We start from the raw sequence: 15,926 nt of genomic DNA on the forward strand, positions 1-15,926 counted from the left end.
TTTTGGGGAATCAGCTACTCGTTATTTAGTGCGCTTCTTCCCAGTTGTCGCCTTGCTCGACTTCGACGAGCAGCGGGACATCGAGGGCGGCGGCATCTTGCATGCGTTGGGCAACGTCTTTCATGAAGGCGTCGACTTGCGCTTCGGCGACTTCGAAGACGAGTTCATCGTGTACCTGCATGACCATCATGGCGTCGTAGCCTGAGTCACTGTCCGCCAGCCAGGCGTCCACGTCGATCATGGCACGCTTGATGATATCGGCGGCGCTGCCTTGCATCGGGGCGTTGATGGCGGTGCGCTCGGCGGCGCTGCGACGCGCGTGATTGCGCGAGCCGATTTCCGGCAGGTAGAGACGACGGCCGAAGATGGTCTCGACATAGCCCTGCTGCGCGGCGAGATGACGCGTGTCTTCCATGTAGGTGGCGACGCCCGGATAACGCTCGAAGTAGCGCTCGATATAGGTCTTGGCCTGGCCGGGGTCGATATCCAGCTGACGCGAGAGGCCCCAGGCGGACATGCCGTAGATCAGCCCGAAGTTGATGGCCTTGGCGCTGCGACGCTGGTCACTGCTGACACGCGATTCCTCGGTGCCGAAGACTTCCGCTGCGGTGGCAGCATGCACGTCGCGGTTGTCGGCAAAGGCCGAGAGCAGGCCCTTGTCACCAGAGAGGTGCGCCATGATGCGCAGTTCGATCTGCGAGTAATCCGCCGCGACGATGCGATAGCCGGGGCGCGCGATGAAGGCCTGACGGATGCGACGGCCTTCGTCGCTGCGCACCGGGATGTTCTGCAGGTTCGGATCGGACGACGACAGACGCCCCGTGGCGGTGACGGCCTGATGGTAGCTGGTGTGCAGGCGACCCGTGGCCGGGTTGACCAGCTGCGGCAGCTTGTCGGTGTAGGTGCTCTTGAGCTTGGTCATGCCACGGTGACGCATGATCAGCTTGGGCAGCGGGTAGTCCAGCGCCAGCTCCTCAAGCACCGCTTCGGCGGTGGACGGCGCGCCCTTGGGTGTCTTCTTCTTGACCGGCAGCTTCTGCTCTTCAAAGAGAATCTCGCCCAGCTGCTTGGGGGAAGAGAGGTTGAACTCGCGGCCCGCAAGCTCAAAGGCCTGCTTCTCGATGTCGTGGATCTGCTCGGTCAGCTCACGGGTCTGGGTGTGCAGGCGCTCGGGGTCGATCGCCACGCCGTTGCGCTCGATGCGCGCCAGTACCGGAATCAGCGGATATTCAAGCTGACGCAGCACGTCATCCAGGCGCCCCAACGTCTCGATGCGTGGCATCAACAGCGCGGCGAGACGCAGAGTGATGTCGACATCCTCGCAGGCATACGGCACCGCCTCTTCCAGCGCGATCTGATCAAACGTCAGCTGCTTGGCACCCTTGCCGGCGATGTCGGTGAAGCTGATGGTGCTCTCGCCCAGATACTTGAGCGCCAGCGAATCCATGTCGTGCCGGGTGGCCGTGGAGTTGAGCACGTAGGACATCAGCATGGTGTCGGCCAGTGGACCGGCCACGGCGATGTCATAGCGCGCCAGCACCTCGATGTCGTACTTGAGATTCTGGCCGATCTTGGTGATGGCGGAGTCGGCCAGAATCGGGGTAAGCGCTGCCAGCACGGCCTTGCGGTCGAGCTGCGCTGGCGCATCCAGATAGCTGTGGGCGACCGGTATGTAGACGGCCTCACCGACTTCCAGCGCCATGCCGATGCCGACGATATCGGCCTCCATGTAGTTGAGGCTGGTGGTCTCGAGATCGAAGCACAGCGAGGAACTCTTGCGCACGCGCTCGAGCCACTCATCCAGTTCGTCCTGATCGGTGATGGCGCGGTAGTTGCGCTCCTCACGCGGCGGCAGCGCATCGGGCATCTCGTCGCCCTCCTCCGCCGCTGCCAGATCAGGCGTTGGCGCAGCGGCGGACTTGCCCTTGCCAGAGGCCTTTTCAGCGACAGGCGCGATGCTGTCACCGAACAGATCACTGCCGGCGACTCCGCTGTCCTTTTCATCGGCATGCGGCGTGGCTGCCATGTCGCCGCCTTCCAGCAGCTCCTTCAGCCAGGCGCGGAATTCCATCTCCTTGTAGAGCTCGACCAGCGCGGCAGTGTCCGGTGCGGCGATCGCGAGGTCATCCAGGCCATATTCCAGCTCGCAGTCCAGCTTGATGGTGGCGAGACGGTAGGAGAGATAGGCATCTTCACGATGCGCTTCCATCTTCTTGGCCAGGGTCTTGGCGCCACGGAAGCTGAGCGTCTTGATACGATCGAGATCGCCGTAGATGGTGTCGAGGCCGCCTTCCATGCCCTGCAGCAGGCCCAGCGCGGTCTTCTCGCCCACGCCCGGCACGCCGGGAATGTTGTCGACCTTGTCGCCCATCAGCGCGAGGAAGTCGATGATCAGGTTCGGCGGAATGCCGAACTTCTCGGTAACGCCGTCCACGTCCAGCGTCTCGTTCTTCATGGTATTGACCAGGGTGATGTGCTCGTTCACCAGCTGGGCCATGTCCTTGTCGCCGGTGGAGATGACGGCGTCACGCCCGGCCTCGGTCGCCATGCGCGCCAGGGTGCCGATGACGTCATCGGCCTCGACGCCTTCCACGCACAGCAGGGGCAGGCCAAGGGCGCGCACGCAGGCATGCAGCGGCTCGACCTGCAGACGCAGGTCATCCGGCATCGGCGGACGTTGGGCCTTGTACTCGGGGTACATGTCGTCGCGGAAGGTCTTGCCCTTGGCATCGAAGACCACCGCCATGGGGCTGTCCGGGTACTGGCGGATCAGGCTCTTGAGCATGTTGATCACGCCCTTCACCGCGCCGGTGGGCAGGCCCTTGGAGGTGGTCAGCGGCGGCAGAGCATGAAAGGCACGATAGAGATAGGAAGATCCATCGACGAGAACGATCGGCGTGGCGGCCATGAGCAGTCGCATCCGTAGGCTGAAGGGTGAGCTTGGGGCAAGCAGAGTCGGGGCCGAAAACCTCTCGGCAGCTATGGCTGTCATGATACGCAAGGGCTGCGGCGAGGCACAGTCGCTACCCTCTGCGCGTGTGTCTTCTGCGCCCGGCATTGATGGCGGGAAGTCGTGCACACTGCCAACAAGGGACGTAAACTGCGCCCATCAGGCAAGGTTTCAGGCCAGCGCCGATTCGCTTGTCTTCTGCACGGGTACGCACCGGGTGCTTGCTCGCAGGCACCCTGCCTGCAGGCCCCTTGCTCACAGAACTTTTGCACGCGGAACCTGATACAGGCTGCGCTTGTGTAAAGGAGGATTGTCATGCGCTCGACTGCTTCCATTGCTCCGCATTCCCTGCTGCGCCTGCCCACGCTGCTGGCCACCGGGCTGCTGCTGGCCGTCACCGCCCTGAGTGCGCCGCTGGCCGTCGCCGAGAGCGAGGCCCCCAAGCCGCAGATCACCAGCCGTCAGCAGGATGACCGCCAGCTGCGCGAATACCGCGTCAATGGCCATCTGTATGCCATCGAGATCATCCCCAAGGGCGGCGCGCCCTTCTTCCTGCTCGACAGTGACGGCAACGGCAACTTCATCAAGTCCAGCGTCACCAGCGCCAGCCAGCTCAAGGTACCCGGCTGGGCACTGAAAAAGTGATAAGCTCGGCATCTGGTTCACGCGACAGCTGAGCCAGCAGCGACAGGCGTCACGCCCGCGGCACACCTCTTGCCCCCGGGCGTGGCGGCATCCTTCCTGCATACCTACAACAACTCCTGTCAGCGCATTGCCGCCGCTTCGCTCCGGCGGCGCGCCACTGGCGGGGCGGACACATTTCGGCGAGAAGAGTCACCCATGGCAGTCTTTACCCCCCTGAGCGACGCTCAGGTCGCAGAATTTCTGGCAGAGTACGACGCAGGCACGCTGACATCGCTTGAGGATGTCGCGCACGGCACCGAGAACTCGACCTTCTTCGTCACCACCGATCGCCGCGAGATGGTGCTGACCCTGTTCGAGCAGGGCGAGCATGCGGAACTGCCCTTCTTCGTCGAGCTGCTCGACTTCCTCGCCAGCCACAAGCTGCCGGTGCCGGGCCCGCTGCACGACCGCGACGGCCAGGCGCTCAAGGTGCTGGCAGGCAAGCCGGCGCTGCTGTTCCCGCGTATGCCGGGCAACTGGCCGGTCTCGCCCAACGTGGCCCAGTGCCGCGAGATCGGCGCGGCGCTGGGGCGCATGCATGCCGTCTCGCAGCACTTCACCGGCCACCGCCCCAACACCCGTGACCTGCACTGGATCAAGCCGATGCACCACAAGGTGCTGGCGTATCTGAGCCCGGAAGACCAGGCGCTGATGGCCGACGAGATCGATGTCTGCGAAGACGTCTTCAGCGGTGTCGACCTGCCGCAGGGCGCGCTGCACGGTGACCTGTTCCGCGACAACACCCTGTTCGACGGCGACCGCCTCGGCGGCATCATCGACTTCTACAACGGCTGCACCGGCGACCTGATCTTCGATCTGTCGATTCTGGTCAATGACTGGTGCTCCAATGACGATGGCCGTCTGGACCAGGCGCGTTATGACGCCCTGCTCAGTGCCTATCTGGCCGAGCGCCCGATGAACGCCGACGAGCGCCGCCTGTGGCCGAGCATGTTGCGCATGACCGCGCTGCGCTATTGGCTGTCACGCCTGCTGGTGGTCTACGTGGACCCGCCCGCCCATAGCCTGACGCCGAAGGACCCGGCACAGTACCGCCAGCTGCTGGGTCGCCGCATCGAGGAAGGCGCTCTGCCGCTGCCCGAGGCCACGCAACCGGCCTGATCGGTACCTTCCGTACTGACCGAGTCGTCAAAGCAATTGCCTGCTGGCCCCCAGCAGGCATAATGCGCCCTCTGAGCGCCCGCATTCCTGCGGGCGTCATTGTCTTCTCCGACGCTGCCCACACCTGTTGAGCACCGCCGGGCTTGCCTTCACGCCGTCCATCTCCGGAGACCGCGATGACCTCCTTTGCAGCCGAAGCACGCCGCACCTACAACATCGACCAGTGGGGCAGCGGCTATTTCGACGTGGGCCAGGATGGCCTGACACTGGTGCGCCCGCATGGCGAGCCGGGCACGCCTGCGCTGCCGCTGATCTCGCTGATCGACAAGGCGCGCGCCCAGGGCCTGCGCCTGCCGCTGCTGGTTCGCTTCGCCGATATCCTGCATGACCGCGTCGAGCAGCTGTGCGCTGCCTTCGATGCCGCCATCAGCTCGCGCGGCTATGGCGCCAGCTACACCGCCGTCTACCCGATCAAGGTCAATCAGCAGCGTCGCGTGGTCGAGGAACTGCTGGCGACCAGCGAGCGTTCACGCGGGCGTGTCGGGCTGGAAGCCGGCAGCAAGCCGGAACTGCTCGCCGTACTGGCGCTGTCGGACAGCGGCCCGTCGGTGATTGTCTGCAATGGCTACAAGGACCGCGAATACGTGCGTCTGGCGCTGATGGGCGAGAAGCTCGGCCACCGCGTGCATCTGGTGGTCGAGAAGGCCAGCGAGCTGGAACTGGTGCTGGAAGAGGCACAGCGCCTGGGCGTGCGTCCGCGCATCGGCCTGCGCGCGCGCCTGGCCACCATCGGCAAGGGCAACTGGCAGAACACCGGCGGCGAGAAGTCCAAGTTCGGCCTGACCGCCAGCCAGATCGTCGCGCTGGTCGAACGTCTGCGCGAGGTGGATGCGCTGGATTGCCTCAAGCTGGTCCACTTCCATCTTGGCTCCCAGATCGCGGACATCAGCGACATCCAGCGCGGTCTGGCCGAGTGCGCGCGCTTCTATCAGGGCCTGCACGAAGCTGGCGCCGGCGTGGAAATCGTCGATGTCGGCGGCGGCCTGGGCGTGGACTACGAAGGCACGCGTTCGGAAAGCGCCTGCTCGCTCAACTACTCGATGCGCGAATATGCCGACTATGTGGTCGGTGCCTTCCACGCCATCTGTGATGCCCATGACCTGCCGCATCCGCATATCATCTCCGAATCCGGCCGCGCCCTGACCGCCCATCACGCGGTGCTGGTGACGGACGTGATCGGCGAGGAGCGCGTGAACCTGCCGCTGCCCGCACGCCGCGAGGACGATGCCCAGATCGCCGCGCTGTGGGCGCAGGCCGCACGACTGGAAGGTCAGTTGGAGCCGCGTGAGCTGGTAGAGATCTACCACGCAGTGGTGCACGCCCAGCATCAGGTGCAGGAGCGCTTCGTGATGGGGCTGGCGAGTATCGCCATCCGCGCCGAGGCCGAAGCCATCTACACCAACGTGTGTCGCAGCCTGGCCGGGCGTCTCGATGCGCGCCAGCGTTCGCACCGCGCGGTGCTCGATGAGCTCAACGAGAAGCTGGCCGACAAGCTGTTCGTCAACTTCTCGCTGTTCCAGTCGCTGCCGGACATCTGGGGCATCGAGCAGATCTTCCCGATCCTGCCGTTGACCGGTCTCGATCGCGCGCCGACACGACGTGGCGTGATTCAGGACATCACCTGCGACAGCGATGGCCGCATCGATACCTATGTGGATGACCAGGGCCTGGACGCCACCCTGCCGCTGCCGGAATGGCATGCCGATGAAGAGAAGCTGCTCGGCTTCTTCATGGTCGGCGCCTATCAGGAAATCCTCGGCGACCTGCACAACCTGTTCGGCGATACCGATTCCGTGGATGCCAGCCTCGACGATGATGGCCAGTGGCAGCTTTCGCATGCGATTCAGGGTGATAGCGTGGCGCAGGTGCTGCGTTACGTGAACTTCGACCCGGAGCAGCTGGCCGCACGCCTCGCGCGTCAGCTCAAGTCATCCAACCTGAATGCGCTGGAACAGGCAGACCTGCTCGAAGACCTGAAGGCCGGTCTCGACGGCTATACCTACCTGGAGAGCTGAGACTTGTGCGAGGCTCGGGCCCTAGCTCAATAAACCGAGTTTGGAAGGATCAGGTTCGGAAGGATTGGCCCGGATAGCAAAAGCTAAAGCCCAGACAGCAAAAGCCCCTGCCGGTGACCCGGCAGGGGCTTTTCTTTTTTAACCCGCTCAGAGCTGTTTTCAACTCGCTCAGGGCTGCTGTCTACAGACTCTGGGCTGTCTCAGCCTCAGACGTCATGCCACGCCGCGCGTGCGTGTCTCGACACGCAACAGCTCGCCGCTGCCATCCGGGGCATCCAGCGCCAGTGCCAGCGCCTGATCCGGATTCAGCTCGCCGACGCCTTCCGGCGTGCCGGTCAGCACCACATCGCCGGGCAGCAGGGTGAAGCTGTGGCTGATCTCACTGAGCAGACGCGCGACGGGGAACAGCATCAGGCTGGTATCCGCCTGCTGGCGCTGCTCACCGTCGATGGCGAAGCGATAGTGCAGCGCCTGGAAATCCACGCTGTGCAGCTCGCCATCGGCATCACGCCAACGCGGCCCTTCCAGCGCCACGAAGGAAGACAGCGGACAGCTGCCATCGAAGGCCTTGGCCAGCTCCCACGGCTGGCCCTTGGCCTTGAGCTTGCTCTGGCGCTCACGCAGGGTCAGGTCCAGTGCCAGCCCCATGCCGGCCAGTGCTTCCAGCGCCTCTGCTTCGCTGGCTTCACACAGCGGCTTGCCGATCAGCAGCGCCAGCTCGGCCTCGTAATGGTACTGGCCACGACGCCGCGAGATCGCCAAGGGCTTGTCCATCGGCGTCACGCTGGTGGCGGGCTTGATGAACAGCAGCGGCTCGCTGGGCACTTCATTGCCGAGCTCCGCGGCGTGGGCGGCGTAATTGCGGCCGACACAGACCACCTTGCCGAGGTCATGAGCGAAGACGCGACCATCGCTGAAACGCGGGGTGAAACGCTGAGCAAGCGGCATGCAGAACTCCTGTCGGGGCGTGATGGAGGATCAATGAAAGACGATCAATGAGAGATATCGCAATGATACGTCGCCCCGACAGCCTGCCACTACCACACCAACGTCCGAGATTTCGCCGCCTGAGCGCAACCCGGCGTTGTGCAGTTCAGTCCACTTCCGTCTTCAAAGCGCAGCTTTCAAGCTTGGTCTTCCACTTCAGTCTTCAAGCTCGGTCTTCAACTTCAGTTTTCAAGCTCGGTATTCAACTTCAGTTTTCAAGCTCAGTCTTCAAGTTCGTCCCAGCCACCATCGAGACGGTGCGCGAGAAACTCCGGGCGCGGACGCGCGGCAGCAAAGGGCGCCTGCATCGCGTTGTCGACGCGGTTGTAGACAAAGAAGGCGTTGCTGCGCGGGTCCGGCGACATGTTGGCATTGGAGCCATGCAGCGTATTGCAGTCGAACATCAATAGGCCACCGGCGGCACCGGTCGGTGCTTCGATACCACGTTCGGCGATCAGCTCGCTCAGTGCTTCGCGCGAGGGCACACCGACCTTCTGGGTCTGCAGGGATGACTTGTGGTTGTCATCCGGCGTCTCGCCCAGGCAATGCACGAAGACTTCATGCGAGCCGGGGATCAGCATCAGCGGGCCATTGAAGTGGTGATTGTCGGTCAGGATGATCGAGGCGCTGACCGCGCGCATCTCCGGCATGCCATCCTCGGCGTGCCAGGTCTCGAAGTCCGAGTGCCAGTTGAAGCCCTTGCCCTCGAAGCCCGGCTTGTAGTTGATGCGCGACTGGTGGAGATAGACATCGCCCCCCAGGATCTGGCGCGCGCGATCGACCAGGCGCGGGTCTTCTGCCAGTTGGCGGAAGCGCTCGGACAGGAAGTGCACGGCGAAAATTGAGCGAATCTCGCGGCTCTTGGGCTCGGTGATGGTGAAATCACGCCCCTGCCACTCTTCGTTGTCGAGCAGCGCTGCCAGCTCGGTCTTCAGCGCCTCGACTTCCTCCGGCGCTAGGAATTCCGGCTCGAACAGGAAGCCGTCACTCTTGAAACGCTTGAGCTGCTCGGCGCCCAGCGGCCCCTCATCGGCACGCGAGTGCACGACGGGCTCGCGGCGCTTCTGCCACAGATGCTCCGGCGGCTGGCTCAGGCGCGTCGGATAGGCGTCTCTCGAGTGATCGGAGCCTCGGTCGCTGCCCGACTTGTCGAGATAGGCTTCCGGCGCCTGATCACGGTCGGCATTGGTCTGACGGGCGTCCAGCTGCTGATTGGAGGCTTCTGCAGCGGCGCTGACGTTGCCACCATCGGTCTGCTCATGTTGGCGTTGCTTAGACGAAAGAGCAGAAGTGGCGTTGTACGAGGTCATATGGCGTGAAGCTGTCATCATGCTCTCCTTAAGGCATCAATGTCTTGCATTGAGGAAAGTGGAATCTGGCGTTCTAGCATGCGGCTTGCCCGCACTGTCCCACCTATGGGCCATACAACAGACTTCAACCCCGAGATTCATGAAATAAGCATAGAGATCTGATCCACAAGATCGTTAAAAGACCATCCAATCTCACACCACACCCGCCATCACCCTTCTCAAGAAAACATGAGGCTGCCTGTGCCTCGCGGATGACAAATTCCTTCAGTCATCCCCTCTCGCCAGTCCCGACTCATCCTGTTGCCACGAACTCTCATCTTCCGTGAGACAAGCGGCTTAATCAGCGACTCATCACTGGCACCACGCCCGTGGTATTTCCCCTCACTTCGCTTCGCCATTTGCAAAACGCATCGCACGCAACATTGCGCATTAATGCGTAAGTGTCTGTGAAATATTGTGAAATTGTTTGGCACGCTTCATGCCCCTTAGAAAACACGGCAGAACAACTGATAGAGACATATCAGAGAAAAAATAACGGCGCAGGATCATGCGTCACACCAGGGGAACTTCCAGCATGTTTAAGCCACGGATATGCATGGCCGCTTGCATGGCCACAGTGCTGGGGGGCTGCGCAGCTGTCGAACCGAAATTCGACAATGTCGAACCGGTCGTAGGGCCACCAGTCACCTCAAACAACACGCCATATAGTGAATGCCTCGTATCACTCAGCCGGGTGCAAGGCGCCACCAACCTGCCTGTGATTGCAGTGGGCCAGGTGACGGACAAGACCGGTCAACGCAGCTACTCCACCGTGACAGAGAGCGCTGCCGTGACCCAGGGCGTATCCGAGATGCTGATAAGTGCCCTCTACAAGACTCGCAAGGTACATCTTACCGAGCGTCTCGATGTGCGAGTCCCGCTGGCAGAGCAGCAACTTTTCGAGCAGAAGGCATTGGCTTATACCCCCCGGAACCTCGCGGTACTTCCTTCGCATTTCGTGGTTCTCGGTGCACTGACAGAGCTCAATTACAACATTTCAAGCGGCGGTGCCCGCCTGTTCGTCAGCGGAATCGGGGCCGGACTGCGCACTGCAGTCATCAACGTCGGTCTGGACCTGCGCATGGTCGATATCCGCACCTTCCGCACCGTCTATGTCACCAGCCTGCAGAAGCAGGTGGTCGGTTACGAAGTCGAAGCCGGTATCTACCGCTTCTTCGGCAATCAGTTGATCGAGTTTGATTCCGGCGCAGTGCGCAATGAACCACTGCAGCTGGGGGTGAGATCAGTCGTGGAGATGGGCGCGTATCAGCTTCTGACTGAAGGCCTGGGACTTCCTGTACCTGCGGGACAGGAATGTGCATTGCACCCGGGACAGCATGTTGCAGATGACGATAGCAACACGCAGCAAGTGGCCGCAGCCAATACCAGCAGCAATGCAGCAAGTGGCAATGAAGCAGTCGCAACACCGTTGCAAGCAACACCCGCATCAGAAGTACCGGCAGCATCCAGCGCAGCACAATAAGTCAACATTCATGAGGAACATGACAATGACTACCTATAATAAGCTCGCAGTCGCCATCGGTCTCGTAAGCGGCATGATGATGGCAAGCCAGGCGCAAGCCTTCGATAACGTGAAGTGGAACTGGCACGGCAAGGTCATGAGCAAGATCAAGGTTGAAGCCGATATCGACCCGAAAATCGTCGATCCGGGCGGCCTGGTGATGATCGAGAATTTCCAGAAGCAGATCGGTGACGTCAGCTCGGAAGCCATCGTCAGCGACATCAGTTACGGCTCTGGCCCCGGTGAAACCACTACTGAAGTCGGAGTTGGCGTGGGTGCAGTCGCTGGCGCAGCTGCCGGTGCAGGGGCTGACGCATACTTCGGTAGACATGGTGCTAGCGTAAGTGCCGATGCGGATGCCATTGCAGGCGCCGGTGCAGGGGCCATTGGCTATATCACTACCACCACCACCGACCCAGTCGTGAATGCTGAGATCACACGTCTGGAAAGTCTGGAAAATGCGGCGACCTCAGTCGGCAACAATGCCTCCATCGAGAGCGATGCCATGGTCAATCTGCATAACGAGCAGATCCTGGCAGGGGGCTATTTCCATAAAGCGAACATCGACTCAGTGGCCACTGTGGACAACATCCTCAATCTGAGTGTGGATAATGCCGCGACCTCGGTAGGCAATAACCTGTCGGTCACCCAGGACACAACTGGTCTTGATACCGCGCTGATTGCCGACAACACCCAGTTCAGCCTTGCCGATGTGACCTCCACGGCTTCAGTGACCAATGTCATGCTCGGCTTGCCTCCAGTGGGCAGCTTCGAAGGCCCGGTCATCAGCAACACGGCCACCTCTGTGGGTAACAACATGTCCGTCTCCGTCGGCCCCGTTACTCCGTAAATCCTCAGCAGGCAACCAACACACGCGGGGCGACCCGCGTGTGTTTCAGTACCTGCCGACATAAGAGTCTTCACGCATCAGACACTGCATCTTTCACAGAGCGAAAGGAGCAAGACATGAATGCTTTCACACGTATCAGCCTGGGAGTCGTCAGCGCGGGATGCCTGCTGGCCACGACGGCCAGCGCCAACTCGCTGATGGGGCCCTTCCCCTACGACTTTCCGGCACGTAGCGCAGAAACCGCCCTGATTCTCTACGAGAGCAAGAAGGCCGGCAGCCTGGGGGAAGGGTCCGATACCAATATCGGGGAATACACCCTCAATACCGGCAGCAGTACCTCGATCGGCAACTGGCAACAGATCGAACAGACACTGAGTGATGGTTCCACCGGCACCATCGACAGCACTGCGGATCAGTCCGCGGATGGCAGCTCTCAGACGTCGTCGACTGACTTCACCATTACCCACAACAACGAAGATGAGGAGGAAGACGCCCAGTGATGCACTGCTCGGGACAGTCATCCGCGGGAAGACAGACCGTCAGATACCAGAACTCACCCTTTCAGCGTGAGTAGAGAGTTGGTCAGCCAGGCAAGCGTCGAGACTGAGAAGTCTGCCACTCAGGGGGAGCGGAAAAAACGCACTAAAAGCCGCCATGATCATCTCGCACAAGTCATTAACCTCTATATGGGTACTCGATAAACCCCCAAGACGAACACTCAACGCTGGAGAATCCAGACTCTCCGGTGAGGCTGTCACCAGAAGCAGCCCGACAATTATTCTTTCGCAGCCCGCTCGCACGAAGCGCAGGCAATGCAGAAAGACCAGCAGCAAGGGAACAACACTCATGACCGCACTGAAAGCTCATCAGGCTGCATCATCGGCTACTGCATTGAATCTGGCTGACGATATCTCCACTACCTCGCGGGTAAGGGAACTACCGGTAAAGCGACCTCGCGGTTTTGGGGAGTTTATCGGAGACTCATCGGCCATGCAGACGCTCTATCGCACTCTCATCCAGGTCGCCCACTCGGACGCTCCCATCTTCATCACCGGCGAAAGCGGCAGCGGCAAGGAGTTGTGTGCCACTGCCATTCACCGCCATAGCCCGGTACGTGACGGCCCGTTCATCGCCGTCAATTGTGCCGCCATTCCGGCAGAACTGCTGGAGTCGCAATTGTTCGGACATGTGCGCGGGGCTTTCACCGGGGCCGTGAGCGCCCAGCAGGGGCTCGCCGTGGCGGCAGATGGGGGGACGCTGTTTCTCGATGAGATCGCGGAGCTGCCGCTGCCCTTGCAGAGCAAGCTGCTGCGCTTCCTGCAGACAGGACAGGTCATGCCGGTGGGTGCCACGCGCACGGTAGAGGTCAATTGCCGCATCGTGTGCGCCACGCATCAGAACCCGCGGGTACTGGTCGATACTCACCGCTTCCGGGAAGACCTCTTCTATCGTCTGCACGTCATCCCGCTCAAGGTGCCGCCGCTGCGCGAGCGCGGTCAGGATATCCTGGAGATCGCCACCGGGCTGTTGGGCCGCATGGCAGGTCACGAGGGCAAGCGCTTCACACGACTCAGTGCATGTGCCGAGCGTCAGCTGCTGGCCCATGACTGGCCCGGCAATGTGCGGGAGCTGGAAAACACGCTGCGGCGCGCCATCATCCTCAATGATGGTGAGGTGCTGACGGCCGACATGCTGGACCTGCCTTCCAGCACGGCGCATCGCACGTCAGTCAGCCACAACGCGCAGAAGGACAGCGAGACCACGTTGCGCCCGCTGTGGATGGTCGAACGCGAGGCGATCGAGAGCGTCATCAGCGCCTGTGACGGCAGTATCCCCCGCGCTGCGGCGATACTGGAGATCGCCCCCTCTACCATCTATCGCAAGCGCCTGAGCTGGCTGGCGATGCACCCGGACGAGCCCACCTCGCACTGAGATGAGCGCTGGCCTGCGGTATACCAAGCCGCCGTCCAGACCTTTACTCCAGATGCAAAAAAGCCACCCCGAAGGGTGGCTTTTCTGTTGGCTGCCGAATTCATCCTGCGACTTCATCAGCTAGCCAGAATTGGCTGGGGTACCAGGACTCGAACCTGGGAATGCCGATACCAAAAACCGGTGCCTTACCACTTGGCTATACCCCAATTTGGTGGCCAGAGACGGAATCGAACCGCCGACACGGGGATTTTCAATCCCCTGCTCTACCAACTGAGCTATCTGGCCAACCTGAAGACACAAAAAAAGCCGCCAAGGCGACCTCTATATCGTGTGTTCTTCGCTCATCTACAGAAGCCTGAAGATGGTGCCGGCTAAAGGAGTCGAACCCTCGACCTACTGATTACAAGTCAGTTGCTCTACCAACTGAGCTAAGCCGGCACAAAGAACTCAAGATATGAGTCTTCTTACTACGTTACTGCATGTCAGCTGGCTGGGGTACCAGGACTCGAACCTGGGAATGCCGATACCAAAAACCGGTGCCTTACCACTTGGCTATACCCCAACACTTGGTGGCCAGAGACGGAATCGAACCGCCGACACGGGGATTTTCAATCCCCTGCTCTACCAACTGAGCTATCTGGCCCTTGCCAACGAGGACGTATTAAATAGAAAACCTTTCCCGACGTCAACCCTTGCTTATCAAGAATTTGGCGTCGTAATTCGCCTTCCGCCGTCCTCGCCGTCCACTCAGACTTCGTAGCCCTGTCCACCCTGCGATTCACCCTTGGCGGCGGCGTCCGTCGGCACGAAACCTTCGGCCTGGTCCGTCTCCTGGTTGTTGAAGAAGCGATCCATCTGCTCCATCAGATAGCGACGGCTGTCGGCATCCATCATGTTGAGGTGTTTCTCGTTGATCAGACGCGTCTGCAGCGCCTGCCACTCTTCCCATGCCTGCTTCGAGACGTTGGACCAGATGTCCTGGCCCTTATCGCCCGGCAGCGGCGGAAAATCGAGACCCGGCAGGTCCTGGTCATACTTGCGGCAATGTACGGTGCGCATGGGTAACTCCGTAAGAGAACTGGATGTCAGTGCGGATGAGCGCCGAGCCTTCGCCAGACGCCTTTACTGTTGCCTCATTCTCGCACGCTTGAGCCGCTTTGCCCCAGACGTACGGCCGATGCCGACACCGACAAGGCCTCACAGGCCGAACAGATCATCCGTGCAGCGCGCCAGCAGCGCCTTGACCGGCGCCGGCAGGCCCACGGCGTCCGGCGCGGCAGGGTCGACGAAGCGGCGGTCGGCGGCTGACTCGTTGACGCTCCCGGCCGCTTGAGCTGGCGCAAGCCCTGCCTCCCCAAGCTGTATCGGCTGCGGCGTGATGGTCAGCCGGAAGTGACTGAAGACATGTTCGAAACTCGCCAGTGGCGCCTCCAGATGGGCGCCGCGGGCTTCGCGAGCGACCCATTCCCGCGCGGCCTCGCGGTCCTCGACCAGTGGCGGCGCCCACAGGCCGCCCCAGATGCCCGTCGGCGGACGGCGTTCCAGCAGGATCTTTCCCGCCGCATCGCTGACCAGCAACATCAGCGTCTGACGCGTCGGAATGGTCTTCTTGGGCTTGCTCTCGGGGAAGCGCTTCTCTTCGCCACGCGCATGCGCCACGCAGACTTCCTCGAAGGGGCAACGCGCGCAATCGGGCTTGCTGCCGCGCGTGCACAGGGTGGCTCCGAGATCCATCATCGCCTGGGTCCAGTCCGCCAGCCGCACCTGCGGCGTGTAGCGTTCCGCCAGCGTCCACAGCTTGCGCTCCACCGCCGGACGTCCCGGCCAGCCTTCCACGGCATGCAGGCGTGCCAGCACGCGCTTGACGTTGCCATCGAGAATCGGCGCCCGCTGTCCGGTGCTGATGCTGATGATCGCCCCGGCGGTCGAACGCCCGATACCCGGCAAGGCCGACAGTGCCTCGACACTCTCGACCGGGAAGGCGCCGTCGTGCTCATTCACGACCTGCTGCGCGGCCTTGTGCAGATTGCGCGCCCGCGCGTAGTAGCCAAGGCCCGTCCACAGGTGCAGCACGTCATCGATACCCGCCGCCGCCAGCGCCGCGACATCCGGGAAGCGCTCCATGAAGCGGGCGTAGTACGGCAGCACCGTCGCGACCTGGGTCTGCTGGAGCATGATTTCCGAGACCCACACGCGATACGGCGTGGTGTTCTCCTGCCAGGGCAGATGCTTGCGGCCATGCTCATCGAACCAGTCGAACACGCGCGCCTGAAACGCCTCGGGGCTCAGGGCGATGTCTTCGAAGCCGGGTGTGGCGTGGCTCTCGGGAGCTGTCACGTCTGGCGTGGCAGCAATGTCAGGTCGCGCCATCAAAACTTCCTCTGCTCGCGCCATGGTCGACGCCATGGCCTGGGCTCAAACGGCAGCACGCCAGCCCCGAGGAGCTGGCGTGCCGGTC

General features: G+C 61.8%; 12 protein-coding genes and 5 tRNA genes. 7 read left to right on the forward strand and 10 right to left on the reverse strand.

Going from position 1 to position 15,926, the window contains the following annotated elements; all coding sequences use genetic code 11:
- Window positions 1-25: 25 nt before the first annotated feature.
- Window positions 26-2,908 (reverse strand): DNA polymerase I, encoded by a 2,883-nt coding sequence (gene polA / locus R2R70_RS18175; RefSeq protein ID WP_410978672.1) that lies wholly within the window; start codon window positions 2,906-2,908, stop codon window positions 26-28.
- A gap of 357 nt (window positions 2,909-3,265) precedes the next feature.
- Here polA and R2R70_RS18180 point away from each other — a divergent pair, with 357 nt between their 5' ends.
- The 3 genes from R2R70_RS18180 (at window position 3,266) to speA (ending at window position 6,828) form a co-directional block, all read left to right on the forward strand.
- Window positions 3,266-3,595, forward strand: coding sequence for a DUF2782 domain-containing protein (locus tag R2R70_RS18180; RefSeq protein ID WP_082388170.1), 330 nt, complete (start codon window positions 3,266-3,268; stop codon window positions 3,593-3,595).
- Between the two features lie 195 nt (window positions 3,596-3,790).
- The gene (locus tag R2R70_RS18185) at window positions 3,791-4,753 is read left to right on the forward strand and encodes a homoserine kinase (RefSeq protein WP_107335670.1); all 963 of its coding nucleotides are present in this window, start codon (window positions 3,791-3,793) and stop codon (window positions 4,751-4,753) included.
- A gap of 176 nt (window positions 4,754-4,929) precedes the next feature.
- Window positions 4,930-6,828 carry a biosynthetic arginine decarboxylase gene (gene speA / locus R2R70_RS18190; protein ID WP_410978673.1) on the forward strand — a complete coding sequence of 633 codons (1,899 nt, stop codon included), beginning with the start codon at window positions 4,930-4,932 and terminating at the stop codon, window positions 6,826-6,828.
- A 213-nt stretch (window positions 6,829-7,041) separates the two neighbouring features.
- Here the strand turns inward: speA and R2R70_RS18195 are convergent, their stop codons facing one another.
- Together R2R70_RS18195 and thpD are read right to left on the reverse strand one after the other, a co-directional pair.
- Window positions 7,042-7,776 (reverse strand): fumarylacetoacetate hydrolase family protein, encoded by a 735-nt coding sequence (locus R2R70_RS18195; RefSeq protein ID WP_176675972.1) that lies wholly within the window; start codon window positions 7,774-7,776, stop codon window positions 7,042-7,044.
- 260 nt (window positions 7,777-8,036) lie between these two features.
- The gene (thpD, locus tag R2R70_RS18200) at window positions 8,037-9,143 is read right to left on the reverse strand and encodes an ectoine hydroxylase (protein ID WP_318833289.1); all 1,107 of its coding nucleotides are present in this window, start codon (window positions 9,141-9,143) and stop codon (window positions 8,037-8,039) included.
- A gap of 589 nt (window positions 9,144-9,732) precedes the next feature.
- Between thpD and R2R70_RS18205 the strand changes: the two genes are divergently transcribed.
- The 4 genes from R2R70_RS18205 to R2R70_RS18220 all read left to right on the forward strand — a co-directional run bounded on the left by R2R70_RS18205 (window position 9,733) and on the right by R2R70_RS18220 (window position 13,468).
- Window positions 9,733-10,647, forward strand: coding sequence for a CsgG/HfaB family protein (locus R2R70_RS18205; protein WP_225996534.1), 915 nt, complete (start codon window positions 9,733-9,735; stop codon window positions 10,645-10,647).
- Window positions 10,648-10,672: 25 nt separating this feature from the next.
- Window positions 10,673-11,536: a hypothetical protein gene (locus R2R70_RS18210; protein WP_410978674.1), complete on the forward strand. Its 864-nt coding sequence runs from the start codon at window positions 10,673-10,675 to the stop codon at window positions 11,534-11,536.
- 116 nt (window positions 11,537-11,652) lie between these two features.
- Window positions 11,653-12,036, forward strand: coding sequence for a hypothetical protein (locus R2R70_RS18215; protein WP_279835155.1), 384 nt, complete (start codon window positions 11,653-11,655; stop codon window positions 12,034-12,036).
- A gap of 346 nt (window positions 12,037-12,382) precedes the next feature.
- A complete protein-coding gene (locus R2R70_RS18220) occupies window positions 12,383-13,468 on the forward strand; it encodes a sigma-54 interaction domain-containing protein (protein WP_267895289.1) in 1,086 nt (361 codons plus the stop codon).
- Window positions 13,469-13,599: 131 nt separating this feature from the next.
- On the opposite strand, the gene R2R70_RS18225 is transcribed toward R2R70_RS18220, so the two are convergent.
- The 7 genes from R2R70_RS18225 to mutY all read right to left on the reverse strand — a co-directional run bounded on the left by R2R70_RS18225 (window position 13,600) and on the right by mutY (window position 15,838).
- Window positions 13,600-13,674, reverse strand: a tRNA-Gln gene (locus R2R70_RS18225).
- Window positions 13,675-13,677: 3 nt separating this feature from the next.
- Window positions 13,678-13,753: transfer RNA gene (locus tag R2R70_RS18230), tRNA-Phe, on the reverse strand.
- Between the two features lie 77 nt (window positions 13,754-13,830).
- A tRNA-Thr gene (locus R2R70_RS18235) sits at window positions 13,831-13,906 on the reverse strand.
- Between the two features lie 49 nt (window positions 13,907-13,955).
- Window positions 13,956-14,030 (reverse strand) — tRNA-Gln (locus tag R2R70_RS18240).
- Between the two features lie 5 nt (window positions 14,031-14,035).
- Window positions 14,036-14,111, reverse strand: a tRNA-Phe gene (locus tag R2R70_RS18245).
- A 104-nt stretch (window positions 14,112-14,215) separates the two neighbouring features.
- Window positions 14,216-14,527, reverse strand: a complete 312-nt coding sequence (locus R2R70_RS18250) for an oxidative damage protection protein (RefSeq protein ID WP_107335675.1) — start codon at window positions 14,525-14,527, stop codon at window positions 14,216-14,218.
- Between the two features lie 138 nt (window positions 14,528-14,665).
- Window positions 14,666-15,838: an A/G-specific adenine glycosylase gene (gene mutY, locus R2R70_RS18255; protein WP_410978675.1), complete on the reverse strand. Its 1,173-nt coding sequence runs from the start codon at window positions 15,836-15,838 to the stop codon at window positions 14,666-14,668.
- Window positions 15,839-15,926: the final 88 nt, after the last annotated feature.

This window comes from Cobetia sp. SIMBA_158 (genome assembly GCF_046566945.1).
Taxonomy (GTDB): domain Bacteria; phylum Pseudomonadota; class Gammaproteobacteria; order Pseudomonadales; family Halomonadaceae; genus Cobetia; species Cobetia amphilecti.

Coding starts and splice junctions, on each gene's coding strand:
- polA (WP_410978672.1), bottom strand. CDS start 2,908: ATGGCCGCCACGCCGATCGTTCTCGTCGATGGATCTTCCTATCTCTAT.
- R2R70_RS18180 (WP_082388170.1), top strand. CDS start 3,266: ATGCGCTCGACTGCTTCCATTGCTCCGCATTCCCTGCTGCGCCTGCCC.
- mutY (WP_410978675.1), bottom strand. CDS start 15,838: ATGGCGCGACCTGACATTGCTGCCACGCCAGACGTGACAGCTCCCGAG.
- speA (WP_410978673.1), top strand. CDS start 4,930: ATGACCTCCTTTGCAGCCGAAGCACGCCGCACCTACAACATCGACCAG.
- R2R70_RS18250 (WP_107335675.1), bottom strand. CDS start 14,527: ATGCGCACCGTACATTGCCGCAAGTATGACCAGGACCTGCCGGGTCTC.
- R2R70_RS18210 (WP_410978674.1), top strand. CDS start 10,673: ATGACTACCTATAATAAGCTCGCAGTCGCCATCGGTCTCGTAAGCGGC.
- thpD (WP_318833289.1), bottom strand. CDS start 9,143: ATGACAGCTTCACGCCATATGACCTCGTACAACGCCACTTCTGCTCTT.
- R2R70_RS18205 (WP_225996534.1), top strand. CDS start 9,733: ATGGCCACAGTGCTGGGGGGCTGCGCAGCTGTCGAACCGAAATTCGAC.
- R2R70_RS18185 (WP_107335670.1), top strand. CDS start 3,791: ATGGCAGTCTTTACCCCCCTGAGCGACGCTCAGGTCGCAGAATTTCTG.
- R2R70_RS18220 (WP_267895289.1), top strand. CDS start 12,383: ATGACCGCACTGAAAGCTCATCAGGCTGCATCATCGGCTACTGCATTG.
- R2R70_RS18215 (WP_279835155.1), top strand. CDS start 11,653: ATGAATGCTTTCACACGTATCAGCCTGGGAGTCGTCAGCGCGGGATGC.
- R2R70_RS18195 (WP_176675972.1), bottom strand. CDS start 7,776: ATGCCGCTTGCTCAGCGTTTCACCCCGCGTTTCAGCGATGGTCGCGTC.